Raw genomic sequence first — 23,491 nt, forward strand, 5'->3', positions numbered from 1 at the left:
TCCGGTTACGGCAGCGAAGTTTTCGGAACTTTGTGAGCTATATCGAGACCGTAATGACGCGGCCGCAATTCCCTGATAGCCGGAATAAAAAAGATTGTTATTTATGATAGCTATCGAGTGGATATTTTTGATTGTCTTTAATGATTGTGGGTGATGGATTAACTTGGTTTCTACAGCAGGGGCAGTCTGAAATAACAACTAGTCCCCAATATTGACCGGTGGCGCGTTTCGGTCATGGTAATCCCACACAGGGCTGCCATGGTTAATAAACGCTGACAGATACCAACACAAACAGGAGCAAGGCGATGGAGCAGAATAATTCTTCAGCGGGTAAGTGCCCGTTCATGCACGGCAGCAACACAGCAACCGGCAAGTCTGTAACTGACTGGTGGCCTAATTCCCTCAACCTCGACATCCTGCATCAGCACGACAGCAAGACCAACCCGCTGGGTGAAGACTTCGACTATCACGAAGAGCTGAAAAAACTCGACGTCGAAGCCCTCAAGCAGGACCTGCGTGACCTGATGAACAGCAGTGAAGACTGGTGGCCGTCCGACTGGGGCAGCTATGTGGGTATGTTTGCCCGGGTTGCCTGGCACACTGCCGGTTCCTACCGTCTGGCCGATGGCCGTGGTGGTGGCGGTACTGGCAACCAGCGCTTTGCACCACTGAACTCCTGGCCGGACAACGTCAACACCGACAAGGGGCGGCGTCTGTTGTGGCCGATCAAGAAAAAGTACGGCAACAAGATTTCCTGGGCCGATCTGATTCTTTTGTCCGGCACCATTGCCTATGAAACGTCTGGCCTGAAAACCTTCGGTTTTGGTTTTGGCCGCAAGGACATCTGGCATCCGGAAAAAGACACCTACTGGGGTGCTGAAAAAGAATGGCTGGCACCGTCTGACGGCCGTTATGACGATGTCAGCAAGCCAGACACTATGGAAAACCCGCTGGCAGCGGTACAAATGGGTTTGATCTACGTGAACCCGGAAGGTGTAAACGGTAATCCAGACCCGGCTAAAACAGCCGCCCAGATGCGTGAAACCTTCGCCCGAATGGCGATGAATGACGAAGAAACGGTTGCCCTGACGGCCGGTGGTCACACCATTGGTAAATCCCACGGTAATGGCCGCGCTGAAAACCTCAGCCCGGACCCGGAAGCCTCGGATGTTGAATCCCAGGGGCTTGGCTGGATGAACACCAAGGGCCGGGGTATTGGTCGTGACACCGTGGTAAGTGGTATTGAAGGTGCCTGGACCGCCAACCCGACCCAGTGGGACATGGGCTACTTCGATATGCTGTTTGGCCATGATTGGGAGCTGACCAGGTCACCGGCCGGTGCCCATCAGTACAAGCCGGTCAGTATCAAGGAAGAAGACATGCCAGTGGACGTGGAAGACCCTTCGATCCGCTGTATGCCAATGATGACGGATGCAGATATGGCGTTGAAGGTTGACCCGATCTACAACGAAATCTGTCAGAAGTTTATGGCTGACCCAGCTTACTTCGATGACTGCTTCGCCCGCGCCTGGTTCAAACTGACCCACCGCGATCTGGGACCAAAGAGCCGTTACCTCGGCCCGGACGTGCCAGCCGAAGATCTGATTTGGCAGGACCCGATTCCAGCCGGTGCGACTCAATATGACGTTGGTCATCTGAAGAGCCTGATTGCTGCCAGTGGTCTGTCGATTGCTGACATGGTCAGTACCGCCTGGGACAGCGCCCGGACCTTCCGTGGTTCTGACTACCGTGGTGGTGCCAATGGTGCCCGCATCCGGCTGGCACCGCAGAAAGACTGGGCCGGTAACGAACCAGAACGTCTGCAAAAAGTCCTGGCTGTGCTGGAACCGCTGGCTGCCCAGGTTGGCGCTTCGGTTGCCGATGCCATCGTACTGGCGGGGTCGGTTGGTGTTGAAATGGCTGCCAAAGCCGCTGGTGTGAATGTTGATGTACCTTTTGCACCGGGTCGTGGCGATGCCACTGATGAGATGACGGATGCAGCATCGTTTGACGTATTGGAGCCGCTGGCAGATGGCTTCCGTAACTGGATGAAAAAAGACTACGTCGTCAGCGCCGAAGAAATGTTGCTCGACCGCGCCCAGTTGATGGGACTGACAGCACCTGAAATGACCGTCCTGATTGGTGGTATGCGGGTACTTGGCACCAACCATGGTGGCAGCAAGCACGGTGTCTTCACCGAGCGTGAAGGTGTGTTGAGCAACGACTTCTTCGTCAACCTGACTGACATGGTTTACAACTGGAAGCCTGCGGGCACAAACCTCTACAACATTGTTGACCGTCGTAGTGGTGAAACCAAATGGACTGCCACCCGGGTTGACCTGGTGTTTGGTTCCAACTCCATCCTGCGGGCCTACTCTGAGGTGTACGCCCAGGACGACAACCTTGAGAAGTTCGTCAAAGACTTCGTCAAGGCCTGGGTCAAGGTGATGAACGCGGATCGTTTTGATCTGAAATAAGCGCCTGACGCTGGTTAGAAAAAACGGCTTCCCGGACCTGGTCCGGGAAGCCGTTTTTGTTTGTACGTTTACAGCGCTGCAGCCGTTTTGGAAGCATCTGCTTTTGAGAACTCACCAATCAGCTCGTTGGCACGCTGGTACAGGTGCTTGCCGTTGAGCTTTTCAGCGTCCATATCTGCAATCCAGTCATCGATGACCGGTTGTACCAGTTCACGGATATGGCTGGTTTCCTGTGGATCAATCACATAGATCGGGTTGTGAGTGGATTCGGCCAGTTGTTTGCCTTCATCACCCATTTCATCCAGCACCTTGCCGAAGTGTGCTGCCAGTGGCAGGCCGGAGTGGCGGTCAATAATGGCGCGCAGGTCAGCTGGCAGTGACTCGTAGCTCTTCTTGTTCATGCTGAACAGGAACACCTGAGCGTAGAGACCACGATCACCACTCATCTCGGTATGGGAAGACACCAGTTCATGGACTTTCATTGGCCCCAGAATGTCGTAAGACAGCGAGGCAACGTCGATCACGCCCTTGGATAGCGCGGATGCCATTTGTGGTGCCGGCATAAAGATCGGCATCGCACCCATACGGGTATAGGCTTCCGCGATCACCTTGTTGGGTGCCCGTACTTTCAGATCCTTGAGGTCTGCCGCACTGTGAATGGCCTTGTCACGGGAGTGCAGCACGCCGGTGGCGTTGGTGTGAATGGTCAGCAGTTTGACGTCGTCAAAAGCTTCTTTCATTTCTTCATCTGCGTATTGCTGAATGGCCTGGCTGGTGATTTCAGCGCGGCCAGCCATAAATGGCAGTTCAAATACTTCAGACTTGTTGAAACGGCCAGGCGTATAGCCAGCCACGGTCCAGGTGATGTCTACCATGCCTTTGCGAGACTGGTCGAACAATTGTGGTGGTTTGCCGCCCAGCTGCATGGCCGGGTAAACGTCGATGTGAATGCGACCATTGGATTCTTGTTCAATCGCTTCTGCCCAGGGCACCAGCAAGCGGGTATGTACCCCGGATGATGGCGGCAGCTGGTGGTGCATCTTGAAGTTGAATTCCGCCGCCAGCGCAGTGCCGGAAACCATCAGCATGGCGACGGCAGCGGTCAGTTTTTGGCTCAGCCTGCGCGGCTGTTTTGGGGGATGTTTTAGGGTTCGGGAAGCCTGCTGGATTTGGGCTGGCTGCTTCGAGTTGGGTACCTTGCTAAACATGTTTTTCACCTCGTTATTATTTTTGGTGTGGTGCTGGTTGGCCAACGGTCGTCAGACGGTTGGCTGGCAGGGGATTCTTCTGCTGGAATCCCTTGCTGCCTTTTATGGTATTGCTATTAGTGGTGTTGCTATGGCTGATCAGGTGACTGGCAGGTTCTCCTGCTTCAGCTGCTCGATGATGCGGCGGGCACGGTTAGGCCCAACATCGACGTGGATGTCGATCATTGGCTCACCGGCAAACCGTTTCATGTTTTCGTATTGCGCTTCGATCACCACCTTGTCTTCGTCAAAGGTCATGGCAGTCTGATCGACGACTTTCTTTTTGATCTCCTCAATGTTCTGGGTCGGATTGGTTGCCATGGTCCAGAAGTAATGGCAGCTGGTAGAGGTTTCCGGTGTCAGTCCATGGAAGCCACGCATATGGAAGCCACCACGGTTCGGATTGGTGATGTCATCGGTGCCGTGATCAATCGCGCCGGTCCAGATTTCCTGGTGGGACGGCAGAAAACGTACTTCCTGCCAGCGGTCGATCCTGTCCTTGAACGGGTAGGCGGCCTTGTAGGTTGGCGGTGGCTCGGAGTTTGGCATATGACGCACAACCAGCACTGAGGTGTCATCACTCTCGACCGTCAGTTTGGCATTCATGTGAATACTGGCGTTGCCACCGATAGTGCGCAGGTGCACATAACCCAGGTGGCTGAGGTCGAGCAGGTTGTCGTGAATCAGCTGGTACGGCGCGTTGTAATGGTAAACATCGCCGTCGAACACAAAGCTCGGGTCGTCGTGAACCTTGTATTCCGGTGGCTCACAGGTCGGCTCGCTGTCACGTTCGGTGCCGAACCAGATCCATACCAGCTGGTTACGTTCGCGCACATGGTAAGCGCCAACTTTGGCCTTGCGTGGAATCTTTTCCTGACCGGGGATTTCGGTGCACTGACCGTTTTCATCAAACAGCAGCCCATGGTAGCCGCAGCGGATACCGGTGGCTTCCACGGTTCCGGCTGACAACGGCAGGTGACGGTGACAGCAACGGTCTTCGACCGCTGCCACTTCGCCGTTGCCCAGTCGGAACAGTACTACCGGCTCGTTCAACAGGGTGCGGCCGACCGGCGTATCAGCAAGCTCCTTGCTGTGGGCGGCGACGTACCACATATCGAGCGGGTAGGCGCCTTGCTGGCGTCCAGGCTGATCTTTGGGAGTGCTGCTGACTCCCGGAATGTAGAGTGACACTGTCATGGCTAACTCCGTAGTTGTTGTTGTCTGGAGTGGTTGTGGTGGTTTTGTTTGCTTGCAGGATGGAACTGTTCTAGCAATCGAGCACCAGGCGTGGGCCCAGTGCCCGGGAGCAACACGGTGTGAAGCAGGCGTTAGAGGCCTTTTCTTCGTCGTTGAGGAAGCTGTCGCGATGGTCTGGAGTGCCGTCGATCAAACGGGTAACGCAGGAACCACAGATGCCGGATTCACAAGAGGAGTTGATGTCGATACCGGCATCTTCCAGGGCTTCCAGGGCGCTTTCATCAGCGCCAACTTGGATGATCTGGCCGGTGCTTTGAATAAGGATTTCAAACGCTTTGTCTTCACCGTCGTTGTTGGTGTTGTTGTCAGTGGAGGAAACCGGAGCCGCAAAAAACTCCCGGTGCAGACGTTCACTGGCCCACTGCTGCTGACGACCGGCTTCGAGTACGTAGTCGATAAATCCGGCCGGGCCACAAACATACAGATGGCTGCCAGCAGGGGCTGCCTTGAGCACACTGTCCATGTCCAGCTGCTGTTGCTGGTCGTTGAAATAACACTGGCTGTGAGTCGCCAGTTCACCCGTCATAAACTCGTCGGTATAGGCAGCGGTGGTTGCTGAACGGGCGGCGTAATGAACTTCAAATGAACCGCTGGTGGCACTCAGTTCACGTGCCATTGCGAGAATCGGCGTAATACCAATACCACCGGCAACCAGCACGGCGTGTGGGGCGTTGGCGGCAAGTGCGAACAGGTTACGCGGCTCACTGATCTTGATGGCCTGACCTGCCTGCAGCTGCTCGTGCACCTCAATGGAACCACCGCGCGACGCCGGATCTTTCAGCACCGCAATCTGGTAGCTGTCACAGCTGTGCTGTTCAGGACCGGCCGGATTCACTAACGAATACTGGCGTACCAGTCCGGATGGCAGCTGAATATCGATATGGGCACCGGCGCTGAAAGCCACCAATGGCTGACCATCAGCAGCGATCAGATCAAGACCGCACACGCCTTCGGCAAGCTGATATTTGGCTTTGATAATGGCATCAATCATGGCTGAAACCCTTTTTATATTTATTGTTGATGTATCAACGATAGTGGCAATATTGTTGTGGTGTCAACAATTTGGTTATTGGGTTTTTGCGTTGGGGTATTCAGAGGGCGGGCGATGGCTTTTGAGTGACAGGCAGGTCAGGAACGACATATTGCGGGGCAGCGGCTGTTCGAGCCGCTGCCGGTGAGGGTGCCTGTCTGGCGGCCAGTTGGCTTGTCTGAGGTGGCGGAAAAACAGAGGTTTCAGTCAGGATTAAAGGCGTTAACAGCACCAACACGGGCGTTCAGTCGATTGAGGAAATCAACTAGTTGGGTACGTTCCTGTTCGGAAAATTCGGCCAGCAACAGCTGTTCGCGCTGGATCGCCAGTTCAAAAATCTGATCGTGCATCAGCTGGCCCGAAGCCGTCAGTGACACCAGCATCTGACGGGCGTCAGTCGGGTCCGTTTGCAAGGTCACCAGCTGCTCCTTGTGCATTTGTTTCAGTGAGCGGCTGACTGCAGCCTTGTCGAGACCAATCACCTGACACATGCGGTTGGGCGGAATATTGTTTTCGGCTTTCAGCATCGCCAATAAACGCCATTCGACAATGCCGACACCAAATTTGCGCCGGTACAAACGAGAGGCACCACTGGAAAGCTTGTTGGCCAGAAAGTTCACCAGCGCGGGAACGTAGCTGTCCAGTTGCAGAGTGTGATCGGGGCGAGAAGGCTGAGTCATGGAATGCAGGGCAACAGTGGTACACAGAGGGCAGATTACACCACAGGACGCCCTCCCTGTGTCGGGTTTTCCACAGCCGTTAGCGTAAACCTTGCCGCAAGCCGACATTTTCGGCTTCGGCAAGGCGTGTGTGCTTGATCAATCAGCCGGCAGCAAAGTCGATGGACAAGAACAGTCGGGGCTCGTTGGTCGCCGGTGAGCGATGCACCAGCCCGCGACCTTCATTGCCGATCCAGCCCTCACCTTTCATCAGTGCCAGATCACCAGCCACGGCTCGCAGAATGGCATTGTCGTCCTGACAGGGTTGTATCGGCCCGCCGCCCAGTGCCTGCCGTTTGATGGCTGTTTCCGGCAGCCATTCGGTGCCCGGGCCACTGATGCTGCTGACCAGCCTTACCGGTACATGATCAACATGAAATCTTGGGCACATGGCACCATCGAGGGTGATCAGTCGCAGGGCCATGGCATTCGGCTCGAACAGGGATTCAAATACTTCCGCTGCGGTATCCAGGTAGCTCAGCAAGGCAGCTCCGGCCGGCACGGAAGATGGAAAGTCCTGTTGCAGTTGGCTACGAAACTGTTTGCGGCGGCTGTGCAGCTGGAAGCGGAATCCACCCGGCCGCTGCAGTAGCAGCGGCAGTTCATCTTGCAGTTGTTGCAGCCCGGTTTGATCCAGGCTTTGGCCAAGGGCGTTCTGCCACACCGCCATATTGATGTCGTTGCGATAGATCGCAGCCAGATCTGCGGCCCTGGGGCTGATGCTGTGATCGGGCATGAAACGCTGGATCATGTTCATGCTGGTTGCTCCCAACGTGGGAAAGGATCTTCCATTTGCAGCCACAGCTGTTTACCAGCCAGCAGTTCGTCGTCGTTCAGCAAGCAGGCGTCCAGTTCGTTGCGGAACTCGGCCTCCTGCAAGCCCTGGCCAATAAACACCAGCTCCTGACGCATGTCGCCGAAGGGTTCTTGCCAATACTCATCCAGGAAGGACAGAAACTCTTCGTCGTCGGGCCAGCGGGCCTTGGGAATCGCTTTCCAGAACATGCCCGCAAAACCATGATGGGCGATACCGCCCGCCTGACTCCATTGGCCCGCGAACTCGGGCCGTGATGCCAGCCAGAAGTAGCCTTTTGAACGTACCAATTTGCCACTGCGGCTGGTCCAGTCCTGATGCAGGAACTCAAAGAAGCGCTGTGGGTGGAAAGGGCGGCGGGCGCGGTAAACGAATGATGAAATGCCGTATTCCTCGGTTTCCGGAATGTGCTCACCGCGTAATTCCTGCAACCAGCCTGGTGCTTTGGCAGCCTCATCAAAATCAAACAGGCCGGTGCCGAGCACACGCTCCAGCGGCACCTGACCATTGCGAATCGGCAGTTTGTCAGCACTCGGGTTGAGGTGGTCGAGAATCGCCAGCAGCCTTGCCAGCTGTGGTTCATCAATCAGATCGGTCTTGCTGATCAGAATGACATTGCTGAATTCGATCTGATCGACCAACAGGTCGGCAACGTTACGCTGGTCGTCTTCGCCGAGTGATTCACCAGCTTCTTGCAAAGATTGCGCAGCGTCGTAGTCACGCAGAAAGTTAACGCCATCAACGACGGTCACCATGGTGTCGAGGCGGGCGATTTGCGACAGCGAGCGGCCCTGTTCGTCTTCAAAAGTGAAGGTTTCTGCCACGGGCAGGGGTTCGGAAATGCCGGTGGATTCAATCAGCAGATAATCAAATTTGCCTTGCTCGGCTAGCCGCTGGATTTCGATCAGCAAGTCTTCTCGTAAGGTGCAGCAGATACAGCCGTTGCTCATTTGCACCAGTTTTTCTTCCGCCCGATTGAGTGATACCTGTTGGCCAACCTGCATGGCATCGATATTCACTTCGCTCATGTCGTTGACGATCACGGCGACACGCAGGTTATCGCGGTTGTTGAGGATGTGATTCAGCACCGTGGTTTTACCGGCCCCCAGAAAACCGGATAGCAAGGTGACCGGCAATGGTCGGGTAGTCCCGGCTGCTGCAGGATTGGGTTCGGAAGAAACGGAATTTGACTGCATGACATGCTCCTGTAAGCGACTGCTCAGACGGACGGTGAACCAGAGGATGCCAGGTGAAGTGAGATGGCGGAGGCTGCCGGTTCAATCATGCTTTTTACTTTAAATTGTTATGTTATAACGGTAAATAGGAGATTGAAAAATAGTTCGCCAGAAGGCTGCATTGAAGGTGCCGGGAAATCAGTGAGTACGGCCGGATTTCTGCCCGAAAGGCATTGAATCAGAGGGTTGGATACCGAGGATTGGATGCAGGAGATGGAACAGCTGCGAGCAAAACGGGTGTGGCGGCCAGCAGGGCAAGTAGCGAGTTAATAACGGCTTAAACAATGGCTTAAACAGCATGGGGAAAAACAGGCGATGGCGGCTCAGATCGAGCCGTAGCAGCAGCGGAATCAGGCTTTAACGGTATCGCGTACAACCTCTATGGCGTTGGCGCGCCATTGCTGGCGGAAGCTGTCGCTGTTGAGGTCCTGGTTCATAAACACGCTGAGAGTGTATTGGTTGGAGCAGTAGAAATAGGTCAGCGACGAAATCGTCAGGTACAGCATGGAGATGTCGATATCGGCCCGCAACAGGCCCTGTTGCTGGCCAGCAGCCACGACGCGCGCCAGCTGGCTTTGAATGCCACTGGAAATCTGCTGAATGTGTTCCGACTGCCGTGAATGTTTGGCCTGGTGGAGATTTTCGTCGCCCAGAATGGCAACAAACTCACGGTGTTCGAGGTAGTAGTCAAAGGTAAAGGTGATGATCTGCTCCAGCGCCTGCCAGGGATCGTCCAGATTCAGCTGCAGCTGCTGTTCGGCATCCAGAAACCCCTGATAAACCGATTCCAGTACGGCGATAAACAGCTGTTCCTTGTTGCCGAAGTAGTAATAGATCATGCGGTCATTGCTGTTGGCCGCGCGGGATATGCGGTCAATACGGGCACCGGCAAAACCTTCCTCGGAAAACACCTGTACCGCAGCCTGCAAGATACGTTGGCGGGTTTCGCGGGCTTTCTGGGCCTGTTTGCTGTTGTTGCGTTGAGTGGGGGCAGACGGGCTGTCCAGCTGGCTCATATCCTTGCCTTGTCTTGCGGTCTTGTTCTGACCAGGGGGCTTTGTTTGGCGCTGTTATGCAAACAGCCGGGCACTGACGTCAGAGTCAGTACCCGGCTGATCAGGCATTGTTATGACGCCCGTTATACCACGGCAGGCTTGCTGGCGCTGGCCGATTGCGACTTTTTGCTCATCGAAGTGGAATTGGCTTGTTCGATGAAGTCATCCGCTACCTGTTTAGGCGCTTTGGTCAGCAGGCTGACGCCAACAAACAGCAGGGTTGCTACTGGCAGGCCCCAGATACCGGCCGAGAAGCCCAGCAGTTTGCCACCGGTCGCGTAGATTACGATCACCAGCAGACCAGAGCCCAGCATACTGGCCAGTGCACCGGCAGCAGTACCCTTACGCCAGAAGAAGGCACCAATCATGGCAGGAACCACCACCACCAGGCCGGAAGAGGCAGCAACCGACAGTACTGCGATCAGGCTCAGCTGCAGTTTGGCGAATACATAGGCCATTACCGCAATCACAGGGATAACAATCTTGCCGACGTTCAGTTGTTGTTTCTCACTGGCTTCCGGCTTGACCACCGCATAAACGTCACGGGATACCATCGAAGACAGCGTCAGCATGATGGAGTCAATGGTGGAAATCGCAGCAGCCATAATGCCGATCATTACAATCACCGCCAGTACCGGTGGCACCATATCAGATGCCAGCAGGGCCGGTGTGGCCATATCGGCCTTGGCCAGATCCGGGAAGGCAACGATGGCAGAGAAGCCCCACATGACCGAAACCAGGGTGTAGATCAGGCCAAACACCAGGAAACCCATCAGCATCTGGCGCAGGGACTTCAGTGAAGACGGCATAAACAGACGCTGGCTCACCTGTGGGTTGGACAGGCTGAAGAAGAACCATGGAATGGTCAGACCCAGGAAGGTCCAGAAGCTGAACAGACCGCTGCCAGGTACCGACAGGGAGTTGGCATTGTTCTGTTCCAGTGTGGTGAACAGGCCGTCGAAACCGCCCAGTTCAGAAATCACCAGCAGTGCTACCAGCGTAGACACCACAATCATCATCACGGCTTGCAGGGAGTCGGTCCATACCACCGAGCGAATACCGGCGATGTAACAGAAAAACAGTGCCATCACAGTGGCCAGCAGCACAGCAGTAGAGAACGAGATGGCACCGTCAGTCATGCCAGACATCAGGTAACCGACACCAGTCAGCTGCACCGCAGCGTAAGGAATCAGGAACAGACAGGAAGCCAGCGCAGCGGTTACAGAAACCGCTTTGCTCTGGTAGCGGTGGCCCAGCATTTCGCTTGGAGTGACATAACCGAATTTCTTGCCGACCGACCAGAAACGTGGGCCAAAAATCGCTACAAGTGACACACCGGCAAAATAGACAATCTCAAAACCCAGCGCGCCAACACCACCTTTGTAGGTCAGACCGGCGAGGCCGACCATCATAAAGGCGCTGTACGTGGTTGCGCTGTAGGACAGGGCTGACAGGATACCATTCATCTGCCGACCACCGAGGAAATAGCCGGACATGCTTTCAGCGGATTTCCCGTCACGGGAGATAAAGGCAATCACAACGGCAATTGCCAGGTAGATCGCAACGGACCACCAGATCAGGGATGTGCTCATGCTTCATCCTCCCCGAAGTCCTTGGTGAGCAGCAGGTTGGCAACCACTACCAGCACGCCGGTGACGGTCCAGTAGAGGAAGCTGCCATGCCAGCTCTGTACTTTGTCGAGCATGGTAAATGGCACTACATAACTGAGGATAACGAGCGCCCATACCGCCCAGATCCAGGGATTCGATTTCATAGCGTACCTCTTGCTTCTTGTTGCGTGATGGCTGGCTTTTTCCGGTTCTGGAAGCGGCTGGCGCATGCGCGTTTTATAGTTTGCCCTGACTTTCGTCGGCTTTTTTAATTAATGATGTATACATCATATTTAATAAGGCAATAGCCGTACCAATTTGGTATTTCATTGATTTGAAGCGGGTTTCCTGCAAATTCTTTTGTAGCGTATACATTTTAATTGTGCTTGTCTGCACAGTTCTGGAACAGGCCTGATACGAGTGGCTTGTTATGGTGCATTTCTGTCTGTTGTGGCCCTCATGCAAATTGCTTTTCTGATGCTTTTTCTAATGTGTACATGATATTTTCACCGTTTCTATGGGCCACGATGTCAGCCATTACAGCGAGTGCAATTTCGGCCGGAGTCTTGCTGCCGATGGCCAGGCCGACCGGCATGTGAATACGCTCAAGCTGGAGTGGGCTGAGTTTGCCAATTCGGCTCAGGCGTTCGGCTCGTTTTGCTGAGGTGCGACTGGAGCCCATCACGCCGATGTAGAAGGCCTCGGTGTTCACTGCGGCAATCATCGCCATGTCGTCGATTTTTGGATCGTGGGTCAGTGCCACAATGGCTGTGTCTGCATGAACCTTGCCGTGTTGGCGGATATAGCTCCACGGCAGCACCGGTCGCAGCCAGTTGCGACTGGCGGGCATCAGATGGAAGTACTCCTCGCGAGGGTCACAGATCACTACCTGATAACCCAGCGCTTCGGCAAATTCGGCGCACAGAATCGACACCGCTGACAGACCGGCAATGATCAGGGTGCGGGTGGCGGCAATGCGGATCTGGATGGTTTGTGGTTGAGTGCTGATGACAGGGCCGCAACTGTCAGCCGGGATCAGCTGGCGTTGGCCGGAAAAGCGGTTAATTTGCCGAATCCGGGTGCCTTCGCCTTGTAAGGCCGCGGCCACTTCGCGCAGGTGCTGCAAGGTGTCCGGCGTTGGCAGCAGTCGTTCAATCAATAATTGCAGCTGGCCACCGCAAGGGAGCTGCACCCGGGTCGCTGAATGCATCAGTAATGAGGGTGAATCCGGATGTCGCTCTGCGAGCGCACCGCCATACAGGTATTCAGTCACTGGCTGGCTGAATTGCTGCTGACTGATGCGCTCTATCAGGTCTTCCTCAACGCAACCGCCCGACACCGAGCCGACGCACTGGCCTTGCGGGTTGCAGACCATCATGGCACCGGGTGAGCGGGGCGCAGAGCCCCAGGTCGACAATACCGTGCAGAGCCAGACAGTCTGCCCTTGTTCAAGCCAGACTAACGCTTGTTTTATTACCTGAAGATCCAGTGGTTGCATATCGTCAGCTCCGCTTTGGATTTGAGTTGTTGGTGGTTTTCGGGCTGCCGGACTAGTGACTGCCGGGATTGGCGCGAATATGGGCGATGGTCTGCTCCAGCTGCTGCCAGGCCGGTTTGTCGCTGGCGAACTTGCTGCGCATATAGCGCAACAGATTGGCGATCTGGCCGTTGTTCATGCTGTTGGCAAAACCCGGCATATAGCCCAGCTCGCTGGTGGCCGGATTCTGAATACCAAACAGGATGGTGCGGATCAGGTTGTCGGCCTTGTCGCTGTGGACATTGGAGTTAACCGCCAGGTTAGGGTTAACCCCAAACCAGTCCGGCCGGGTTTCATGGCAACCGGCACAGGCGCTTTCAAACATGCGGGCGCTGGCGTCGTTAAGCGGATTGGTCATGGTGGTACTGCTGTTGGCTGTTGCCGGTACAGCGGCAAGGGCTGCGGTTGTTGTTGCTGCCACTGGTGCCGCAGTCGTTTGCGGAGCAGTCGAACGGGTGGAAGGTGAAGCAGCCGCTTCATCCAGATTGGCCAGATAGTGGGCAATGGCCTGAATATCGGCATCGGGCAGTTGCTGCATTTCTTCCACTACCGCCGCCATTGGCCCGGCCGCCGGGCCGTGCTGCTCGGAATATCCCGTGCGCAGATAGTCGTACAAATCGGGTTCAGTCCAGTTCAGTGGAATCCGGCTGCTGCCATTCAGGGCCGGTGCTTCCCAGCCATCGACTTCGCCACCGGCAAGGAAGGCAATGCCGGTTTTTTCCGCCCCCATCAGGTTGCGCGGCGAATGACAGGCACCACAATGGCCGAGGCCGTTGACCAGATAGGCACCTCGATTCCATTGTGCGGTTTGGGTCGGATTGGTCTGCCAGCGGGTGTTGGATTGAAACAGGGTATTCCAGCCTGCCATTAAGGGGCGCATACCAAACGGGAAGCCCAGTTCGGTTTTGGGGTTGTTCTGGCTCACCGCTGGCTGGCTCATGATGTAGGCGTAAAGGGCCTGCATATCGCCGTCGCTGATGTTCTGGTAAGCGGTGTACGGGAACACCGGATACAGATGTTTGCCATCGCGGCTGATGCCCTGACGCATGGCGCGGTCGAAAGCGGTAAATGACCATTTGCCGATGCCGGTTTGTGGGTCGGGGGTCAGGTTGGTGCTGTAAACCGTGCCGAACGGCGTTTCCAGTGGCCGGCCACCGGCGTTGCGAATACCACCTTCGGCGGTGTGGCAAACGGCGCAGTCACCGGCAGCAAAGACTTCGGCGCCGCGGGCGATGGTGGCGGCGGAGTAGGGTGACGTCAGCGGTTGGGTAATTTCCGGAATGGCTGCCCGCCAGGGCGATACCATGGCCAGCGTGCCCAGTGTTGCGGCACTGAGACCGCCGAGCCAGCTTTTCCAGCCCGGTTTGCGGCTGTTGCTGGTTGGCTGCTGTAGCTTTGGTCGCACTCCGGCTTCTTCCAGTGCGTTGCGTACCCGCTCTGGCGTAAATGGCGGCTGGCGCATACGCACGCCGGTGGCGTCATAAATGGCGTTGGCGATGGCGGCAGCGCTTGGCACTGAGGCGGATTCGCCCGCGCCCATCGGTGGTTCTTCCGGTTTTTCGGCCAGTAGAACGTCGACTTCCGGCAGCTCGGGAAAGGTCAGAATCGGGTAGCTGCCCCATTCCTTGTCGGCCACGGCGATTTCGTTAAAGGTGACTTCTTCTTTCAATACCCGGCTGGTGGACTGAACGATATTGCCGTGTACCTGATGTTTGACGCCGTCCGGGTTGATCATCAAACCGGCATCGTGGCCGACGGTGACGCGGGTGACGTTAACTTCACCGGAGTCCTGATCGACTTCGACGTCGGCAATCCAGGCCGCCCAGGCGGCACCAAAGCCGGGGAATTTGCTGTGAATATAACGGGCGTAAGCAACGCCGCGGCCCTTGACGATATTGCCGGTGCGGTTGCTGCCTGGTGCTTCGGAGCCTGTGCGTGGCTGCCAGTTGGCGCGCGTGGCGGTGTTTTGCAGCAGCTCCTTGGCGCGCTCGTCCTGCAGGTATTTGAGCCGGTAGGCGACCGGGTCTTCGCCCGCTTCGGCTGCCAGTTCGTCGATATAGGATTCGTGAGCAAAGGTGTTCGGCATGGCGGATACGCCACGCATCCAGGCGGCGCGTACCATGGGTGCCATGTCTTCCACCCGGATGCGCATATGATCGAACTGGTAGGGTGGAATGCTGGTGCGGTCACCCATTTCCAGCGCCGCCGGAATGGCTTCGACCACGCCGGTTAACAACAGCGCCAGCATCGGCGCGCCATTGGAAGGATACGAGGTAGTGAAGTCGTAGGCGTAAGGACGGCCGTCGGCGGCGATTCCGCCATCGACTTCCATTAACTGGCCTGCGCCTTTCGGTTCCCACAGATGTTCCTGCTCGCGGGTCAGTTGTACCCGCACAGGGTGACCCACTGCGCGCGACAGCAAGACGGCGTCGCCACAGACGTCATCGGCACAGTTGCGGCCATAACAGCCTGCCGCCTGATGGCGAATAATCTCGATGCGGTTTTCATCAATGTTGAGCAAAAAGGCCAGGTCCGCCCGCAGGATGTGTGGGTTCTGGGTGCCGGACCAGACCAGTACCTGATCGTTGCGGATGTCGGCGACGGCGCAGGATGGCCCGATCGAACCATGCATGTGATAGGGCCAGACGTAGGTGCGGGTCAGTCGTTTGTGAGTTTCCTGCAGTGCCTGTTCGATATTGCCTTCGTCGACCAGGGTGCGGGTCTTGTCGGTCGGGTTGTTGCGAATGGCGTTTTCAAGGTCGTTAATATCCGGCAAGTCGGGGCTGGGTTTCCAGTCAACCTTGAGTTCGCGGGCGGCGCGGTCAGCCTGCTCCTCGCGTTCGGCGACAATACCAATAAAGTCGCCAATCACTTCGACCGTGATGATGCCGGGGATATGGGCAATGGAATCGCGGTCGATGCCGAGCAGGCTGTTGCCAATAAATTCACCACCGTCACGACCGGCGTAAGGCGGCCGAATCACCCGGCCGTGCAGCATGCCGGGAATGCGGACGTCATGAACGTATTCAAACTGGCCGGTGGCTTTGGCCGGGATATCCTTGCGGGCGGCGGATTTGCCAACGATCTGGTATTCATCCACTGGTTTGAGGGCGGCGTGTTCATCGACCTGTAGGTGGATGGCCTGACCTTGCACCAGTTCGCCATAGCTGAGGCTTTGTTGGGTGGTCGGATTGCCGACCCGGCCGTCGCGGGTAATCAGCTGGTCGGGCTGGCATTGCCACCGGGCGGCGGCCTGTTCGAGCAAAAACTGTCTTGCCGTCGCGGCGGCCTTGCGCAGTGGTACGGCAGTAATCTGAATGGTAGCGCTGGCAATGGTGGCGCCCTGATTCGGCGCCTTGTCGGTATCGCCAAGGATCATCTGCACGTCTTTTGGCTGGACGTAGAGTTCTTCGGCGACGATCTGGGCCAATGCGGTGCCAATGCCGGTGCCGAGATCAACGTGACCGTTGAGGGCAATGATGCGGCCGTCGCCATGAATCGCCAGAAATACTTCCTGTTCGGGTGGCCGTTGGTCGGCGCTGGCTTTCTGGGCCGGGCTCAGTGGTGGATTGCTGGGACGCAGCAGCAACAGCACATTGTCTGCCGCCATTAATTCAGCGCGGTTCAGAATCGGTTCCATGGGCTGTTCTCCTCGAGCGGGTTGGTGCTGGTCTGGTCTTGCTGTGGCTGGTTTGTTTGCGGTTGTCTGGTAGCCGCTGAATCGGCTTCGGGAAATTTGTTGGCGACGGCCAGTCGTACGGCGTCGAGAATTTCCAGGTGGGTACCGCAACGACACAGGTTGGCTTTCAGGGCGTTACGAATGTCGGCTTCTGACGGCCGTTCGGTTAAATGATCAAGCCAGGCGGTGGTGGTGATGATCATGCCGTTGAGGCAATAACCGCACTGGGCACCCTGGGCGTCTACAAAGGCTTGCTGTACCGGATGCAGCTGGCCGTTCTGGCTCAGTCCTTCCAATGTGGTGATCTGACGGCCAATCGCTGCCTTCAGTGGAATCGAACAGGAGCGGGCGGTTTTGCCATCAATCAGGATGCTGCAGGCGCCGCATTCACCCAGGCCACAGCCGTATTTGGGGCCGTTGAGCTGACAGTCGTTACGCAATGCAAACAGCAGCGGGCTGTTTGGGTCCGCCTGAATGGTGATCACCTGACGGTTGACTGTCAGGGTGATTTCCCGGGTCTGGGTTGCGGTTGGGTTCATGGGTTGGATTCCTGCAGTTTCATTTTTTAAGTACTTACTTAATTTTTTGAAGAAATGGCAGAGGGAGCGTCAGGATCAGCTGCCAATGTGGACGCACTGCGGCTTTGTCGGAACAAATTGTTGCGTGCGACAACTGAGTGCATTGCTGATTTCTCTGCACTGCGGGTGCTTTGCCGTATACTGCGGCGGCATGATTATTTGTGACTGAACAAGCAAGGCGACAGGAGGCTCTGGCAGCATGGTTGAATATTCCGCAGAGGCGGATAGCCGCAAGAATTACGAGTTCAGCGAGCAGGTAGGTCACCTGTTGCGCAAGGCATATCAGCGTCATATGGCAATTTTTCAGCAGTACAGCTGCGAAGACAGTCTCACCGCTCCGCAATTTGTGGCGCTCTGCACCATTCAGGAAATGGGTGTGTGCTCTATTACTGATATCGTCAAGGCCACCGCGGTCGATCAGGCCACCATGCGTGGTGTGGTTGAGCGGCTGAAAAGCAAGGGCTGGATTCATCAGGAGTCCGACAGTCAGGATCGCCGCAAGGTGGTTATTCGTTTGACCGAATCCGGTGAGGAGCTGGTTCGTCGAATGGTGCCTTGTGCCGTCACTATTACTGAAAAAACCATGGGCAACCTGAATCCGGCGGAACAGGTTGCGCTGGTGTATCTGTTGCAAAAAATGAATGAGCAGCCAGCAGACTGACTAGAGGGGTTCGCTGACTGCTCATCCGAAAACGGTGACTGGAGGCTTGTTCAGTCACCGATGCGAGGAACAGGGCCAATCGACGCTGCGGGGGCGACGACCTTGCCTTGTTCAACGACTGTCAGTTCGTTATCCAGCGTGATGGTGCAGTTGCGCAGTGGAATATCCATGTGCGCAGGGGTTTTGCGGGAGCCGCCAACTTCGGTGTTGGGGCCGGTTGAGAACAGGAAGTTACCGGCAAAGGCGCGGGCATCCATGCACATGCCGTCGTTCTTGTCGTGTAATCCCATGGCGGTCCATTGGGCGCGGGTTTGCAGACCCCAGCCGATATGGGAAATGCCATACACTTCCGGATCACCAAAATACTTCAGGTATTCCGCCAGATATTCCGCTTCCAGACCACCATGGATATTGGTGATAAAGCCTTTTTCGATTTCCAGTGTGATGGTTTCGCGACAATAATTCTTGAATGGCAACAGGATGTCGCCCTTGTCGATCACGATGATCCCTTCTGCTGTTTCTTCATTTGGCCAGCTGAACAGGAAGCCACTTGGCCAGTGGTCCCAGCGGCCCGGTTCGTCAGCCAGGCCGTATTCAGTCACTGCCGGGTATTGCCCCAGGGCGGCACGGAAGTTGGTGCCAGCGGCTGAGGTAACCTGGATTGAGCGAGCGGCTTTCAGCACTTCTTCCGCCGATTTCACCATCAGTTTGTCAGCCTGGGTGGGCATTATGCGCGCCAGTACCTCCGGTGGCTCAACTGCCAGCAGAATGCGGGTGCCGGTTTTCAGGATTTGTTCCTGTTCCGGCGAATGCAGCAGCATCATGGTGTCGACGATCAGATCGGCGGCTTCCAGCGCCCGCTGGGCGGCCAGATTACCGGTCAGGGCGGTGTCGCCACAGTAGGCTGTGAGGTCATTCCCCATCGACATTGGTGCGTGGAAGGCGGGTAACTCGACACCGTAAACCTGCGCGCCCAGTCGAATGGCAGCGTCGGTGGCGGCCTGCACAATCGCCTGATTGGAATAATGGCTCTTCAGTACCGCCACACTCTGGGTGTGGTCGACCTTCGACATTTTCAGCACATCTTCAAACATCGACGTCAGTTGGCTCTGGTTTACCGGCATGGCAATGCTCCTGCTCTGTCGGTGTCATTTTTATCGTGTACACCGGTTAATTAATGTTGTGTACATCAAGATAATTCCATGAATTGATCTGAGTCAATAGACTGTTTTTGGTTATTTACTTCGTAAATATCTGGATTGTTGCCAAACATGACGAGTTGAAAAATTTCTTGTTCTATGTCAATTATGATGTATACATTATAAATATCCAGTGCATGACTGGTGCCAGCCAGAACTAGAAGAGGTTCCAAAATGACTATCGACAAGCAAACCCGAATTGCCGTAATCGGTGCCGGACTTGGTGGTGCTGCTGTGGCGGCATTGCTGAAGCACGAAGGCTTTAACGTGACTGTGTACGAACAGGCGGATCAATTTGATCGTCTCGGCGCAGGGATTCACATCGGCCCTAACGTAATGAAGATTTTCCGCCGCATTGGTCTGGAAGAGCGCATCAGCCTGATGGCGTCGCATCCGGATTTCTGGTTCAGCCGTGACGGTCTGACTGGCGACTACATGTCCCGTATTCAGCTGGGCCAGCATGCGCTCGATACTTATGGCGCTGCCTACATCACGATTCACCGTGGCGACCTGCACGAGGTGATGCTGTCACCACTGGGCGATGATCTGCACTTCGGCAAGAAGCTGGATCGCATTGAAGACAGCGGCGATGACGTGGGTCTGTTCTTTACCGATGGCACCGAAGTTCGCGCTGACCTGGTGATTGGCGCCGACGGTATTAACTCCAAGGTACGTGAATGCCTGCTGGGTGAAGAAGAACCGACTTACAGCGGTTGGGTCGCTCACCGTGCCCTGATTACCGGAGCTCGTCTGCGCGAATTCCAGGCTGAGTTCGAACCTTGTGTGAAATGGTGGACCGAAGACCGTCACATGATGGTGTACTACACCACCGGCAAGAAGGACGAATACTACTATGTGACCGGTGTGCCGGAAGCGGAGTGGAACCACGACGCGCCTTGGGTGGAAAGCAGCCGCGAAGAAATGTACAGCGCCTTTGATGGTTACCACAGCACGGTTCAGAACCTGATTGCCGCGACCGATTACGTCACCAAGTGGCCACTGAAAAACCGCAAGCCGTTGCCGCTCTGGAGCAGCAACCGCCTGGTGCTGTTGGGCGACGCTTGCCATCCAATGAAACCACACATGGCCCAGGGTGCCTGTATGGCCATCGAAGACGCCGCCATGCTGGTGCGTTGTATGGTCGAAGTGGGCGTTGATGACTACGAAACCACGTTCAAATATTACGAAGCCAACCGGGTTGAGCGTGCTTCCAAAGTGCAGGCGATTTCCAATGCCAACACCTGGCTGAAAACCCAGGAGGATCCATCCTGGTGTTACGGCTATGACGTCTACGCCGACGCTCTCACAGAACCTGCCAAGTGAGGTGTCTGATGACTGAATTCTTGTACGGTGCGCAGGTGAATGCCAATGGCATTCGCCAGCACTACCTCAGATACGGCGGTGCAGGCAAACAACCACTGGTACTGATTCCGGGCATTACCAGCCCGGCAGTGACCTGGGGTTTTGTGGCAGAAAAGCTGGCTGAAAAATACGACGTTTATGTACTCGACGTGCGTGGTCGTGGCTTGTCAGAGTCCGGCCCAGAGCTGGATTACAGCCCGGCGGCCTGTGCTGACGATGCGATTGAGTTGATCAAGGCGCTGGGGTTGACCAACGTAATTCTGATGGGCCATTCAATGGGTGCCCGCTTTGCCGCGCTGGCAGTGGCTCGCGGTGCTCAAGGTATCAGTCAGCTGGTGCTGGTTGATCCACCAGTGTCCGGCCCGGGGCGTCGTGAATATCCCAGCAAACTGCCCTGGTATGTCGATTCCATTCGTCAGTCGCTGGTCGGCATGAGCGCGGAAGACATGAAAGCCTTCTGTCCAACCTGGACGGAAGAACAGCGGGCGCTGCGGGCTCAATGGCTGCACAGCTGTTACGAGCCAGCGATTGTGCGTGCTTTTAACGACTTCCACGAGGTCGATTTCCACCAGGATCTCGCAGCAGTGAAGCTGCCATGCAGCCTGATGGTGGCGGGCAAGGGTGGGGTGATTCAGCCGGAAGACGAGGCCGAAATGCTGACTCTGTGCCCACAGCTGGCCATTGCGCACGTCGGCACTGCCGGTCACATGATTCCATGGGATGACCTCGACGGTTTTATCAACACTGCTTTTGAACTGATTTCTGCCGGGGAGGCCGCTCAATGACAACCCTGTATCGTATTGGCCAGATTGTGCCGAGCTCCAACACCACCATGGAAACCGAAATTCCGGCGATGCTGAACGCCCGTATGAGCATTCGCCCGGAACAGCGTTTTACCTTTCACTCCAGCCGCATGCGGATGAAAAAGGTGGTCAAGGAAGAACTGGCAGCGATGGACGCCGAGTCCGACCGTTGCGCCACTGAACTCAGCGACGCCAGGGTTGATGTGCTGGGTTATGCCTGCCTGGTGGCGATCATGGCGATGGGGCCTGGCTACCACCGCGAATCCGAAAAGCGTCTGACCCAGCGGGTGCGTGATAACGACAGCAACAGCCAGGTGATTACCAGCGCCGGTGCGCTGGTAGAAGGTCTGAAGGTGATGGGCGCTAAAAAGGTCGCTGTGGTGGCGCCTTATATGAAGCCTCTGACTGAATTGGTGGTGGATTACATCCGTGAGGAAGGTTTTGAAGTGCTGGATTACATCGCACTGGAAATTCCGGACAACCTGGATGTGGCGCGCCATGATCCCGAACGCCTGCCAGAGATCGTCAAGGATCTGCACTATCAGGACGCTGATGTGATTGTGCTGTCGGCCTGTGTGCAGATGCCGTCGTTGCCTGCGATTGCCAAAGTCGAAGCCATGACTGGCAAGCCGGTGCTGACTGCTGCTGTCGCAACCACCTACGCCATGCTGAAGTCACTGGAGCTGGAACCTGTCGTTCCGGGTGCCGGTGCCTTGTTGTCTGGCGCTTACTGATCGGCTGTTGGCGGGTCGGTTGTTCGTTGTTTTGGTTCCTTCTCGGGGTTCGCCCCTTTCTGGTCGGACTGCTGCTTGCTGAAAGGCGCAGTTCGACCGTTTTTTAAATTTTCCGCTGCATCGGAGGGTGGGCATGAGTGACTCTCAGGATTTGAGCAATAACTACGCAGGCGTATGGGACGGCAAGGTCGGCTTTGGTAACAAGGCGGCGTTGGTGTTGATCGACTTTCTGCAAGGTTATGTGAAAGAAGAATCGCCGCTGTATGCACCCATGGTGCAAACCGCAGTGAGCAATACCGTAGCACTGCTGGAACAGGCCCGTTCAACCGGGATGGACGTCATTCATACCCGTATCCTGTATCACCCGGATTTTCACGATGGCGGTATCTGGCTGCAAAAAGCACCGGTGATGAAAGCCATGGTAGCCGGTAATCCATTTGCCGAGTTCTGCCCGGAAGTGATGCCACTGGAATCCGAAGTGGTGGTGGTGAAGCAATACGCCAGTTCATTTTTTGGCACCAGTCTGGCGTCAACACTGGTCGCGCGTGGTGTCGATACTGTCGTGCTGGTGGGCTGTTCTACCAGTGGTTGTGTACGGGCAACGGCCGTGGATGCGCTGCAATATGGCTTCCGCACAATCGTAGTGTCGGATTGCGTGGGTGACCGTCACCAGGCTCCACACGATGCCAATCTGTTTGATATCAACAGCAAATATGGCGATGTGATGGCAAGGGATGAAGTGATGAATGCCTTGTTCGAATTGAACTGGGGAGCGACGGAATAGAACTGCAGCGGATATGGAAAAGCAGAGTCTGGTGATTATCAGACTCTGCCTGCACCGCTATTTCGGGCGGCGCTGTAATAACCGGGCGAACAGGCAGCCAATATCGGCCATATTAATTACGGCTGATTAAATACTGCTGCTCCAGCGGAATTACATTTTCCAGGTACGAACGACGGCAAAACCGTAGTCTTCAACCCACTGATCCAGCTGTTTTGGATTACGCTTGATCTTTTCAACCACTTCATTGGTGGCCGGGTTGCGGTAAGAACCCACTTTCAGTTTTGGTTTTGGCAGGGTTGAAACCTTCTCGGCTGGTTCAGCAACCGGATTGGCGGCCGCTGCAGCCGCTGCTTTGGCGGCAACCTTGCTGAAATGCTTGGCCAGAGAATCATAAATAGGCAGGTTTTCAGCGCCTTTGATCCATTGTTCGAGGTTGCCAGCGATAAAACCGAAATATTCGTTGGCTGAAATACCATGCTTTTTCAGACCAGCATCAAATTCGCTGGTAATGCTTTGCAGGGCATCAATTTTTTGCTGTTGCTGTTCTTTCAGACGCAGCAGCTCTTCCAGTTTGGCGCGTTCGTTTTGGATCAGTTCGTCAAGGTTGGTATCAAGAAGAGACAAGGTTGTCAGGCTCCAGTGCTATTAATTAACCAGATTAATGTTCCGGTCTATTTGAAAGTATTTACAGATCGGAAATTACCGGATTT

Annotated in this window: 20 protein-coding genes; 6 read left to right on the top strand and 14 right to left on the bottom strand. The window is 55.6% G+C overall.

Translation table 11 applies throughout. The features are described from left to right. The first annotated feature begins 305 nt into the window (after positions 1-305). A complete protein-coding gene (katG, locus tag K6123_RS03705) occupies positions 306-2,477 on the top strand; it encodes a catalase/peroxidase HPI (RefSeq protein ID WP_221794215.1) in 2,172 nt (723 codons plus the stop codon). A gap of 68 nt (positions 2,478-2,545) precedes the next feature. Here katG and K6123_RS03710 read toward each other — a convergent pair whose 3' ends face one another. The 12 genes from K6123_RS03710 to K6123_RS03765 form a co-directional block, all read right to left on the bottom strand. Further along, positions 2,546-3,685, bottom strand: coding sequence for a TRAP transporter substrate-binding protein (locus K6123_RS03710; RefSeq protein ID WP_221794216.1), 1,140 nt, complete (start codon positions 3,683-3,685; stop codon positions 2,546-2,548). Between the two features lie 138 nt (positions 3,686-3,823). Beyond that, on the bottom strand, positions 3,824-4,921 hold the full coding sequence (locus K6123_RS03715; protein ID WP_221794218.1) for an aromatic ring-hydroxylating oxygenase subunit alpha: 1,098 nt from the start codon (positions 4,919-4,921) through the stop codon (positions 3,824-3,826). Between the two features lie 70 nt (positions 4,922-4,991). Further along, complete coding sequence (locus K6123_RS03720) at positions 4,992-5,972, bottom strand: PDR/VanB family oxidoreductase (protein ID WP_221794220.1); 981 nt, start codon at positions 5,970-5,972, stop codon at positions 4,992-4,994. Between the two features lie 242 nt (positions 5,973-6,214). After that, positions 6,215-6,691 carry a MarR family winged helix-turn-helix transcriptional regulator gene (locus tag K6123_RS03725; protein ID WP_221794221.1) on the bottom strand — a complete coding sequence of 159 codons (477 nt, stop codon included), beginning with the start codon at positions 6,689-6,691 and terminating at the stop codon, positions 6,215-6,217. Between the two features lie 142 nt (positions 6,692-6,833). Then, the gene (locus K6123_RS03730) at positions 6,834-7,487 is read right to left on the bottom strand and encodes a DUF1826 domain-containing protein (RefSeq protein WP_221794223.1); all 654 of its coding nucleotides are present in this window, start codon (positions 7,485-7,487) and stop codon (positions 6,834-6,836) included. Continuing rightward, positions 7,484-8,740 carry a zinc metallochaperone GTPase ZigA gene (gene zigA / locus K6123_RS03735; protein WP_221794225.1) on the bottom strand — a complete coding sequence of 419 codons (1,257 nt, stop codon included), beginning with the start codon at positions 8,738-8,740 and terminating at the stop codon, positions 7,484-7,486. Before zigA ends, K6123_RS03730 begins: the two co-directional genes overlap by 4 nt. 389 nt (positions 8,741-9,129) lie before the next feature. After that, positions 9,130-9,795 carry a TetR/AcrR family transcriptional regulator gene (locus K6123_RS03740; protein ID WP_221794227.1) on the bottom strand — a complete coding sequence of 222 codons (666 nt, stop codon included), beginning with the start codon at positions 9,793-9,795 and terminating at the stop codon, positions 9,130-9,132. A gap of 122 nt (positions 9,796-9,917) precedes the next feature. Beyond that, positions 9,918-11,426, bottom strand: a complete 1,509-nt coding sequence (locus tag K6123_RS03745) for a sodium:solute symporter family protein (RefSeq protein ID WP_221794229.1) — start codon at positions 11,424-11,426, stop codon at positions 9,918-9,920. Beyond that, complete coding sequence (locus K6123_RS03750) at positions 11,423-11,608, bottom strand: hypothetical protein (RefSeq protein ID WP_221794231.1); 186 nt, start codon at positions 11,606-11,608, stop codon at positions 11,423-11,425. Before K6123_RS03750 ends, K6123_RS03745 begins: the two co-directional genes overlap by 4 nt. 293 nt (positions 11,609-11,901) lie before the next feature. Further along, positions 11,902-12,942, bottom strand: a complete 1,041-nt coding sequence (locus K6123_RS03755) for an XdhC family protein (RefSeq protein WP_221794233.1) — start codon at positions 12,940-12,942, stop codon at positions 11,902-11,904. Positions 12,943-12,994: 52 nt separating this feature from the next. Beyond that, the gene (locus K6123_RS03760; protein ID WP_221794235.1) at positions 12,995-16,621 is read right to left on the bottom strand and encodes a molybdopterin cofactor-binding domain-containing protein; all 3,627 of its coding nucleotides are present in this window, start codon (positions 16,619-16,621) and stop codon (positions 12,995-12,997) included. Then, a complete protein-coding gene (locus K6123_RS03765; protein WP_221794236.1) occupies positions 16,606-17,199 on the bottom strand; it encodes a (2Fe-2S)-binding protein in 594 nt (197 codons plus the stop codon). The genes K6123_RS03760 and K6123_RS03765 overlap by 16 nt, the downstream gene beginning before the upstream one ends. A gap of 238 nt (positions 17,200-17,437) precedes the next feature. Between K6123_RS03765 and K6123_RS03770 the strand changes: the two genes are divergently transcribed. Beyond that, a complete protein-coding gene (locus tag K6123_RS03770; RefSeq protein ID WP_221794238.1) occupies positions 17,438-17,899 on the top strand; it encodes a MarR family winged helix-turn-helix transcriptional regulator in 462 nt (153 codons plus the stop codon). 50 nt (positions 17,900-17,949) lie between these two features. On the opposite strand, the gene K6123_RS03775 is transcribed toward K6123_RS03770, so the two are convergent. Then, the gene (locus K6123_RS03775; protein ID WP_221794240.1) at positions 17,950-19,023 is read right to left on the bottom strand and encodes a 2,5-dihydroxypyridine 5,6-dioxygenase NicX family protein; all 1,074 of its coding nucleotides are present in this window, start codon (positions 19,021-19,023) and stop codon (positions 17,950-17,952) included. A 249-nt stretch (positions 19,024-19,272) separates the two neighbouring features. On the opposite strand from K6123_RS03775, the gene K6123_RS03780 reads away from it, so the two are divergent. The 4 genes from K6123_RS03780 to K6123_RS03795 all read left to right on the top strand — a co-directional run bounded on the left by K6123_RS03780 (position 19,273) and on the right by K6123_RS03795 (position 22,781). Beyond that, a complete protein-coding gene (locus K6123_RS03780; RefSeq protein WP_246624576.1) occupies positions 19,273-20,421 on the top strand; it encodes an FAD-dependent monooxygenase in 1,149 nt (382 codons plus the stop codon). An 8-nt stretch (positions 20,422-20,429) separates the two neighbouring features. Continuing rightward, positions 20,430-21,245 (top strand): alpha/beta fold hydrolase, encoded by an 816-nt coding sequence (locus K6123_RS03785; protein WP_221794242.1) that lies wholly within the window; start codon positions 20,430-20,432, stop codon positions 21,243-21,245. After that, positions 21,242-21,997: a maleate cis-trans isomerase family protein gene (locus tag K6123_RS03790; RefSeq protein WP_281423886.1), complete on the top strand. Its 756-nt coding sequence runs from the start codon at positions 21,242-21,244 to the stop codon at positions 21,995-21,997. Before K6123_RS03785 ends, K6123_RS03790 begins: the two co-directional genes overlap by 4 nt. A gap of 133 nt (positions 21,998-22,130) precedes the next feature. Beyond that, positions 22,131-22,781, top strand: a complete 651-nt coding sequence (locus tag K6123_RS03795) for an N-carbamoylsarcosine amidohydrolase (protein ID WP_221794244.1) — start codon at positions 22,131-22,133, stop codon at positions 22,779-22,781. 150 nt (positions 22,782-22,931) lie between these two features. Here the strand turns inward: K6123_RS03795 and K6123_RS03800 are convergent, their stop codons facing one another. Beyond that, complete coding sequence (locus K6123_RS03800; protein WP_221794246.1) at positions 22,932-23,405, bottom strand: hypothetical protein; 474 nt, start codon at positions 23,403-23,405, stop codon at positions 22,932-22,934. Between the last annotated feature and the right edge of the window lie 86 nt (positions 23,406-23,491).

It is taken from the genome of Oceanobacter mangrovi (assembly GCF_019740315.1).
In the GTDB taxonomy this organism is placed as follows: domain Bacteria; phylum Pseudomonadota; class Gammaproteobacteria; order Pseudomonadales; family Oceanobacteraceae; genus Oceanobacter; species Oceanobacter mangrovi.

Excerpts from the sequence above, each read along its gene's own strand:
- katG (WP_221794215.1), top strand. The coding sequence starts at position 306 with ATGGAGCAGAATAATTCTTCAGCGGGTAAGTGCCCGTTCATGCACGGC.
- K6123_RS03710 (WP_221794216.1), bottom strand. The coding sequence starts at position 3,685 with ATGTTTAGCAAGGTACCCAACTCGAAGCAGCCAGCCCAAATCCAGCAG.
- K6123_RS03715 (WP_221794218.1), bottom strand. The coding sequence starts at position 4,921 with ATGACAGTGTCACTCTACATTCCGGGAGTCAGCAGCACTCCCAAAGAT.
- K6123_RS03720 (WP_221794220.1), bottom strand. The coding sequence starts at position 5,972 with ATGATTGATGCCATTATCAAAGCCAAATATCAGCTTGCCGAAGGCGTG.
- K6123_RS03725 (WP_221794221.1), bottom strand. The coding sequence starts at position 6,691 with ATGACTCAGCCTTCTCGCCCCGATCACACTCTGCAACTGGACAGCTAC.
- K6123_RS03730 (WP_221794223.1), bottom strand. The coding sequence starts at position 7,487 with ATGAACATGATCCAGCGTTTCATGCCCGATCACAGCATCAGCCCCAGG.
- zigA (WP_221794225.1), bottom strand. The coding sequence starts at position 8,740 with ATGCAGTCAAATTCCGTTTCTTCCGAACCCAATCCTGCAGCAGCCGGG.
- K6123_RS03740 (WP_221794227.1), bottom strand. The coding sequence starts at position 9,795 with ATGAGCCAGCTGGACAGCCCGTCTGCCCCCACTCAACGCAACAACAGC.
- K6123_RS03745 (WP_221794229.1), bottom strand. The coding sequence starts at position 11,426 with ATGAGCACATCCCTGATCTGGTGGTCCGTTGCGATCTACCTGGCAATT.
- K6123_RS03750 (WP_221794231.1), bottom strand. The coding sequence starts at position 11,608 with ATGAAATCGAATCCCTGGATCTGGGCGGTATGGGCGCTCGTTATCCTC.
- K6123_RS03755 (WP_221794233.1), bottom strand. The coding sequence starts at position 12,942 with ATGCAACCACTGGATCTTCAGGTAATAAAACAAGCGTTAGTCTGGCTT.
- K6123_RS03760 (WP_221794235.1), bottom strand. The coding sequence starts at position 16,621 with ATGGAACCGATTCTGAACCGCGCTGAATTAATGGCGGCAGACAATGTG.
- K6123_RS03765 (WP_221794236.1), bottom strand. The coding sequence starts at position 17,199 with ATGAACCCAACCGCAACCCAGACCCGGGAAATCACCCTGACAGTCAAC.
- K6123_RS03770 (WP_221794238.1), top strand. The coding sequence starts at position 17,438 with ATGGTTGAATATTCCGCAGAGGCGGATAGCCGCAAGAATTACGAGTTC.
- K6123_RS03775 (WP_221794240.1), bottom strand. The coding sequence starts at position 19,023 with ATGCCGGTAAACCAGAGCCAACTGACGTCGATGTTTGAAGATGTGCTG.
- K6123_RS03780 (WP_246624576.1), top strand. The coding sequence starts at position 19,273 with ATGACTATCGACAAGCAAACCCGAATTGCCGTAATCGGTGCCGGACTT.
- K6123_RS03785 (WP_221794242.1), top strand. The coding sequence starts at position 20,430 with ATGACTGAATTCTTGTACGGTGCGCAGGTGAATGCCAATGGCATTCGC.
- K6123_RS03790 (WP_281423886.1), top strand. The coding sequence starts at position 21,242 with ATGACAACCCTGTATCGTATTGGCCAGATTGTGCCGAGCTCCAACACC.
- K6123_RS03795 (WP_221794244.1), top strand. The coding sequence starts at position 22,131 with ATGAGTGACTCTCAGGATTTGAGCAATAACTACGCAGGCGTATGGGAC.